The 6581-nt window shown below is 72.3% G+C and carries 6 protein-coding genes; 4 read left to right on the forward strand and 2 right to left on the reverse strand.

What is annotated here, in order from left to right; all coding sequences use genetic code 11:
* Window positions 1-164 precede the first annotated feature (164 nt).
* Together ACFWTE_RS18705 and rsmA are read left to right on the forward strand one after the other, a co-directional pair.
* Window positions 165-1319 carry a ubiquitin-like domain-containing protein gene (locus ACFWTE_RS18705; protein WP_378780793.1) on the forward strand — a complete coding sequence of 385 codons (1155 nt, stop codon included), beginning with the start codon at window positions 165-167 and terminating at the stop codon, window positions 1317-1319.
* Window positions 1320-1536: 217 nt separating this feature from the next.
* The gene (rsmA, locus tag ACFWTE_RS18710) at window positions 1537-2421 is read left to right on the forward strand and encodes a 16S rRNA (adenine(1518)-N(6)/adenine(1519)-N(6))-dimethyltransferase RsmA (protein WP_378780794.1); all 885 of its coding nucleotides are present in this window, start codon (window positions 1537-1539) and stop codon (window positions 2419-2421) included.
* Between the two features lie 149 nt (window positions 2422-2570).
* Here rsmA and ACFWTE_RS18715 read toward each other — a convergent pair whose 3' ends face one another.
* Together ACFWTE_RS18715 and ACFWTE_RS18720 are read right to left on the reverse strand one after the other, a co-directional pair.
* Window positions 2571-2798: a hypothetical protein gene (locus ACFWTE_RS18715; RefSeq protein ID WP_378780795.1), complete on the reverse strand. Its 228-nt coding sequence runs from the start codon at window positions 2796-2798 to the stop codon at window positions 2571-2573.
* Window positions 2785-4251, reverse strand: a complete 1467-nt coding sequence (locus ACFWTE_RS18720) for a PspC domain-containing protein (protein WP_378780796.1) — start codon at window positions 4249-4251, stop codon at window positions 2785-2787. Before ACFWTE_RS18720 ends, ACFWTE_RS18715 begins: the two co-directional genes overlap by 14 nt.
* Window positions 4252-4462: 211 nt before the next feature.
* On the opposite strand from ACFWTE_RS18720, the gene ACFWTE_RS18725 reads away from it, so the two are divergent.
* Window positions 4463-5677 (forward strand): PspC domain-containing protein, encoded by a 1215-nt coding sequence (locus ACFWTE_RS18725; protein ID WP_378780797.1) that lies wholly within the window; start codon window positions 4463-4465, stop codon window positions 5675-5677.
* Between the two features lie 121 nt (window positions 5678-5798).
* Window positions 5799-6470 (forward strand): response regulator, encoded by a 672-nt coding sequence (locus tag ACFWTE_RS18730; RefSeq protein WP_378780798.1) that lies wholly within the window; start codon window positions 5799-5801, stop codon window positions 6468-6470.
* Window positions 6471-6581 lie beyond the last annotated feature (111 nt).

Below are 6581 nucleotides of genomic sequence, written 5' to 3' on the forward strand. Positions count from 1 at the left end.
CGCTGGTGTTAATGTGTCCGTGCTCGTGGGGAGAGAACCGCGAAGCCGCGTGGAGACCCTGCGGGCCACCGGCGCCGTCAACGGCGACGGCTCCAGGGCGCGCCCGGTTCGGGCGAATCCGGAGAAACCCGATCCACCCCTTTTCCGAAAAGGACGCAGCCGCCATGCCCGGTACCCCGAAGAAGCGCACACACCGCGCCAAAGGCCGACGGCGAGCACGGGGCAGGCTCCCGCTGCCGCTCGCCGCCGCCTCGGTCGCCGGGGTCCTCGCGGTCGCCGCCGTGGGGACCGCCTTCGCGATGGACCGCAGCGTCGTCCTCGACGCCAACGGCCGCGAACAGACCGTGCACACCTTCGGCGGTACCGTCCAGGACGTCCTCGACTCCGCGGGGATCACCCTGGAGAAGGGCGACGTGGTCGCCCCACCCCCCGACACCCGGATCGCCTCCGGCGACCACGTGCTCCTGCGCTCCTCGCGTGACGTGACCGTCGAACTCGACGGACACCGGGTCTCCCACAGCGTCAACGCCCTCACCCTCGACGAGGCGTTCCGCCAGATCGGGCTGGACCCCGAGGGGATCGAACTCTCCAAGGACCACGACACCCGCATCCCCGACGGCGGCCTGACCGTCACCGCCGAACGGGCACCGCGCATGGTCGTCATGTACGACACCGTGCGCACCGAGACCCGCTCCACCGGAGCGACCGTCGCCGACGTCCTCCTGGCCGCCGGGGTGGACACGGGCGAGCACGACATCATCTCGCCCGAACCGACCGCACAGGCCGAGCCAGACATGGTCATCGAGGTCACTCCCGTCCTCGGCGAACCCGTCACCGAGGACAGGGTGATCGAGGCAGAGACCGTCGAACGCGACAACCCCGACCTGCCCGAGGGAGAGCGCAAGGTCGTCACCGAACCCGTGGACGGCCTCCGGAAGATCACCACCGTCACCATCCTGCGCGACGGGGAGGAAGTCGAACACGAGATCGAGAACGAGGTCGTCACCGAACCCCTGGACGGCCTCGTCGAGATCGGCACCAAGCAGCCCACACCATCCGGGGGAGCGGCCGCAGGCCTCAACTGGTCCGCCCTCGCCCAGTGCGAGTCGGGCGGCGACCCGACCGCCGTCAACCCCTCTGGCGGCTACTACGGCCTCTACCAGTTCAGCACCACCACCTGGCAGTCCGTGGGCGGAACCGGGCTGCCCTCCGACGCCAGCACGTCCGAACAGACCCAGCGCGCCCAGCAGCTCTACACCACCGTCGACGGCAACTGGCAGAGCCAGTGGCCCCACTGCGGAGCCCACCTCTTCGAATAGGCCTCCGGCCCGGGTGCCCCTCAACGCGGGAACCTTCGGCCCGGGGTGCCCTTTAGCGCGGGAACCTTCGGCCTCTTCGCGCGCGTCCTCGTTCCTCGGAAGCGCACTGCGTGGCCTCCAGAGCCTCCGGGAGTCCACGTGTGACCGGGGCGGACGGATGCCCGAGAAGCGCACCCCGCCGACAGGCACCAGGGCAGCGGGTGGGAGCTGGCAAGATATGGGAGTGACTCAGACACCCGTACCCGACGACCGCTCCCGCCTGCTGACGCCCGCCGACGTGCGAGCACTCGCCGAGCGGTTCGGCATCCGGCCCACCAAGACCCTGGGCCAGAACTTCGTCATCGACCACGGCACCGTCCGCCGCATCGTCCGGGTCGCGGGCGTCACCGACGAGGACGTCGTGGCCGAGGTCGGACCGGGCCTGGGCTCGCTCACCCTGGCGCTGCTCCCGCACGTCCGCCACGTGACCGCCATCGAGATCGATCCGGCACTGGCCGCAGCCCTCCCCGGAACCGTCGCCGACCACGCACCCGAACTCGCCGACCGGCTCACCGTCGTCCCCGGCGACGCCATGCGCATCGGCGAGATCCCCGGCCCCGCCCCCACGGCGCTGGTGGCCAACCTGCCCTACAACGTGTCCGTGCCCGTTCTTCTGCACCTGCTCGAACTCCTGCCCAGCCTCCGGCGGGTCCTGGTCATGGTGCAGGCCGAGGTCGCCGACAGGATCACCGCCACCCCCGGCGGGCGCATCTACGGCGTCCCCTCCGCCAAGGTCGCCTGGTACGCCCAGGCACGTCGCGCGGGGTCGGTCGGACGCAACGTGTTCTGGCCAGCCCCCAACGTCGACTCCGGGCTGGTCGAACTCGTCCGACGCCCCCAGCCCGACACGAAGGCCACCCGCAGGGAGGTCTTCGCGGTGATCGACGCCGCCTTCGCCCAGCGCCGCAAGACGCTGAGAGCGGCCCTCGCGGGTTGGGCCGGGTCCCCTCCCGCCGCCGAGACCGCGCTGCGCGCCGCGGGCGTCGACCCGGGCGCTCGCGGTGAGTCCCTCGGGGTGGCCGAGTTCGCGGCCATCGCCGAGCAGCGCCCCACCACCGGATAGCCCCCGGCTTCGCAACGCCCGCGTCGCAACCTTCGGCAACCCCGGCGACGTCTCCGCCGCGCGCACGCGGAAGGGCGCCGCCCCCGTCGGCCGGCGCCCTTCCGCGTGTCCCGTCGCCCTGCCCCCACGGGTCCGGGCGGCCGTCGGCGTCAGTCCCTCGTCTCGCTTCGGCCGTCCGCCGGGGCAGGCTCCTTCCGGGACCGGCGTGTGAGCGCACGGGCCACCCCGGCCGCACCCAGCCCGGCGACCAGGACCGGCAGCACCCAGACGACGTTGAACTCCCAGTCGCCTGTGCCGCGCACGACGAACGCGACCGCCAGGGCGAGGAACAACAGACCCGCCACCAGCGAACCCCAGTCGGTCCTACGCTTCGCCATGTCGTACCTCCACTACCCCGACCAGTGAGTCGGTGCGCACATTGATCAACGGGGGGTCGGCCGCGCCGTCTTCCGCCGACGCCTCTCCCGCCCCGCCTCCGGAATCCCCGGCGGGTTCGTACACCTCCTCGTGCACGAGGGAGCGTCCGACCAGCTCGCCACCGTCCTCCGTCCCCCCGAGGTCCACCACCCCGAAGCCGACATCCGTGGTCAACGCGACGCGCGCGTCGTCCGGGAGGACGACCTCCAGGTGGCCCGCGCCCATACTCACCGACACGTCAGCGGTCTCGCCGGGCTCCAGGTCCCCAAGACCGGACAGGTCCAAGGTCCCCGAACCGACGGTGAGCCGGTGGTCGCCCGACTCCGCCTCGGCGACCGTCGCGGGCCGCCACGTCTCGCCGCCTACCCGTACCCGGGTGAGGTCGGTCACCGACGCCAGTGCCAGTGCCAGTGCCGCGACCAGTCCCATGGACATCAGCCCCCGGGGATCACCCGCCCAGGTGCCGACCAGTGCGTAGAGGCCGACCACGGCCAGCACACCGGACAGGAAGAACACACCCGTCTCCGGACCGAACAACAGGGTCGCCGACTGCGCGCTCCACAACGAGGGCGACCACCCGAACACGGTCACGGGGACAAGGACCGCCGCGGTGACGACGGTCCACAGCGCGAACGACGCCAGCGGAGCCCCCGTACGGCACGTCCCGTCCGATCCCAGGTCCCGCCCGCCTCCGCGCCATCCGTCGGCCCCGTCGTCCGGCTCGTCGTCCTCCTGGACCCCGTCGGCCCCATCGGCGTGCGCGGACCGCTCCGCCACCACCGCCAGGTCCACCGGACCCTGTGGAGCGGAGGCCCACGGCTGCGCCGGGTTGTAGTAGGTCGGGGTCGGTCCTGGAACCGGGGCCGCGGGCGGCGGCTCCTTCGATCTCAGGTCCTGCCGCAGTTCCGCGAACGCCGCCCGCAGGTCCACCCCGCGGTTCCGCGCCGTCAGCAACCCCAGCACCAGCGGTATCGCCAGCACCAGAGTCGACCACCCCAGACCGCCGACCACGCTGAACGCCGTCGCGACCGCCAACCCGACCGCGAGGAGCTTCGGCACCGCGCGCGACGGGAAACTCCGGTTCAGCATCTGCTCGAACGTCGCCGGACCGCCCTCCGGGCCGCGCATCAGCATCCACGCGGCGATGTAGAGCAGCAGGCCCGTACCACTGGCGAACGCGGTGAGCACGAACGCCGTCCGCCACACCACCGGGTCGACCTGGGTGTACCGGGCCAGTCCCGCGCACACTCCTCCCAGGACCCGGTCCTCGTCCTCCTTGCGGAGCTCGCGCCCGAGCGCCTCCGAACGCGTCCCGGCGGTCGCCGGACCGCCCCCCGGAGCCCCCGGCGAGCCGGACGCGGCGAAGGCGCCGCCCCCGGAGCCCTCGGTCGTCGGATCGTCAGCCATGGTCACTCACCGCACTTTCCTCACCCACTCATGGTCACCCGGAACCGCCGGTCAAGGAATCCGGGACGACCCTGAAGACACCCTGACCGAAACCAGGGCCGGACCAGGGACGCGCCCCGGATGCCGAACAGGGGGCCTGGGAGGCATCCTGGACCAACAGGACCTACGAGCGCGGCGCGTGAACCCGAGCCGCACGACAGAAAGCGGTGATCGGGCGGTGGCAGCAACGGCCACGGACACCCCGAGGCTCACCCGCGCGGTGGACGGCAGACTCCTCGGGGGAGTCGCCGCCGGGCTGGCCCGGCACCTCGGACTCGACCCGGTGGTCGTCCGCCTCGCCTTCATGGCACTGTCCGTCGGCGGCATGGGCATCGCCGTGTACGTCGCCCTGTACTTCTTCGTGCCCACCGACCCGGAGGAGGCGGAGCAGCGCGGCTCGGGGGAGGCGGACAGCCGACGCAAGGGGCGCGACATCTCCCAGGTCGTCGCCTACGTCGGTCTCGCCGCCGCACTCGGCTTCCTGTTCCTGCTCTTCGGCGGCGTGTTCGACCCCCTGCTGTGGTTCGTGGTGTTCGGAACGCTCGGAGGCGTCATCCTCTGGCAGCAGGCCAATCCGACCCAGCGCGACGAATGGGTGACCAGCGCCGTCGGCCGGGGAGGCAGGGGCGGCAAGGGGATCATGCGCGCCGGCACGGGAGTCCTCCTCGTCGTGGTCGGCGTCATCGGCTTCCTCGTCTTCCAGGAACAGCTCCAGAACGCCCGCGCCGGTCTGACCTTCGCCTTCACCCTCCTGGCGGGGGTCTCCCTGATCGCCGCCCCGTGGATCATCGGACTGGTGCGCGAACGCGACCAGGAGCGTCGCGAGCGCATCCGCAACGCCGAGCGCGCCGAACTCGCCGCGCACATCCACGACTCCGTCCTGCACACCCTCACCCTCATCCAGCGCCGCGCCGAGGACCCCCGGGAGGTCCAGCGCCTCGCCCGCGTCCAGGAGCGCGCCCTGCGCAGCTGGCTCTACCAGCGGCCCGCCGACGCCGACACCACTGTGTCGCCCGCGCTCGAACGGGTCGCCGCCGAGGTCGAGGAGGAGCACGGCGTGCCCATCGAGGTGGTGTGCGTGGGCGACTGCCCCATGGACGACGCGCTGTCCGCGATGCTCCGCGCCGCCCGCGAGGCCATGGTCAACGCGTCCAAGTACGCCGGGACCGACAGCATCTCCGTGTTCGGCGAGGTCGACCAGGAGGAGGTGCTCGTATTCGTCCGCGACCGGGGCGCCGGGTTCGACATGGACGACATCCCCGAGGACCGCATGGGAGTGCGCGGGTCCATCCTCGGCCGGATGGAGCGCCACGGCGGTTCCGCCCGTATCCGCACCGAACCGGGTGAGGGCACCGAGGTGCAGCTGCGTATGGCCCGCGTTCCGGATGCGTAGCACCGGGGAGGCCGAGGGCGGGCGCTCCGGGGCACCCGCCGCCGACCGGATGCGGACAACTGGCCCCGCGACCGCCTCCACGGCTGTCCCCGCCGCCCCCGGCGTGGGTAGAGTCCAGGGTGTGGGAGACGAGAGCACGACCTTCAGTGACGGTGACGCGGTGCCCCGCGTCGTGATCGTGGACGACCACCGGCTGTTCCGCAGCGGTGTCCGTGGTGAGCTGGGCGACGCGGTCAACGTCGTCGGGGAGGCCGGGGACGTCGACAGCGCCGTACACGTCATCGGGGAACAACAGCCCGACCTCGTGCTCCTGGACGTCCACCTGCCAGGCGGCGGCGGTGTGGAGGTCCTGCGCAGGACCCTGCCCCAGCACCCGCAGATCCGCTTCCTCGCGCTGTCGGTCTCCGACGCGGCGGAGGACGTCATCGGCGTGGTGCGCGGTGGAGCCCGCGGCTACGTCACCAAGACCATCTCCGGCAGGGAGCTGGCCAACGCGATCGTCCGTGTGGCCGACGGCGACGCGGTCTTCTCCCCGCGCCTGGCCGGGTTCGTGCTGGACGCGTTCTCCGCGACCGACGCCCCGCCGGTGGACCCCGAGCTGGACCGCCTCACCCAGCGCGAGCGCGAGGTCCTGCGGCACATCGCCCGCGGCTACGCGTACAAGGAAGTCGCCAAGGAACTGTTCATCTCCGTCAAGACGGTGGAGACCCACGTGTCCTCGGTGCTCCGCAAGCTCCAGCTGTCCAACCGCCACGAACTCAGCAGGTGGGCCACGGCCCGCAGGCTCGTCTGACACGGCGCGGGCGCCCGCGCCGGCGAACGGCGACGGGGGGGGGCCCCCCCGGGGGGGCCGCCCGGCGCGGCGGCGGCCCGGGGGGGGAGCCAACAGCCCAGGGACACGGCC

Source organism: Nocardiopsis sp. NPDC058631 (genome assembly GCF_042716955.1).
GTDB lineage: Bacteria > Actinomycetota > Actinomycetes > Streptosporangiales > Streptosporangiaceae > Nocardiopsis.